Source organism: Streptococcus sp. HMSC072D07, from assembly GCF_001814835.1.
GTDB lineage: Bacteria > Bacillota > Bacilli > Lactobacillales > Streptococcaceae > Streptococcus.
In genome coordinates this window covers 66,393-66,959 of the sequence record NZ_KV818066.1, presented here as the reverse complement: position 1 = coordinate 66,959, position 567 = coordinate 66,393, and the positions used below count along the sequence as shown (strand labels likewise).

Annotated in this window: 1 protein-coding gene; it reads right to left on the bottom strand. The window is 42.2% G+C overall.

Annotated features, from left to right (window positions below):
* Window positions 1-567: Spy0128 family protein (locus HMPREF2991_RS11210; protein ID WP_306806717.1), on the bottom strand; the 567-nt coding region annotated here is incomplete at both ends.

The window sequence follows — 567 nt, the reverse complement described above, 5'->3', positions numbered from 1 at the left end:
GCTTCGCTACCTGCTTTTTCAGAGATAGTGTAAGTGTGCTCTCCAGCTTCTTTGTACTCGATACCTTCGAAAGCAACAGTACCGTCTGCAGCATTCTTAGCTGTTGCGACTACTTTGTCACCTTCTTTAAGTTCAAACTCATATTTACCAGCTTCTAGAGCTTTACCATTCAAGACTTTAGTAGCCGTGATCGTTGCACTTGTTGTAGCTGCTTTATAAGTGTTGGTGAAGGTTGGGTTGTTGTTAGTTGCAGTTGCAACAAGTTGGCCTTGGCCGTTATCTGTAACTGCTACCTTAACTTCGTGTTTAGCAGTGTCGTATGTCACACCTTTTTCACTACCTGCTTTTTCAGAGATAGTGTAAGTGTGGTTGTCTGCAGCATCATAGCTGATCACTGGGAAAGTAACAGTACCGTCTGCAGCATTTTTAGCTGTTCCGATTACTTCGTCACCTTCTTTAAGTTCAAACTCATATTTGTCAGCTTCTAGAGCTTTACCATCCAAGACTTTCTTAGCTGTGATAGTTGCTGTTGTTTTAGCTGCTTTATAAGTGTTGGTGAAGGTTGGG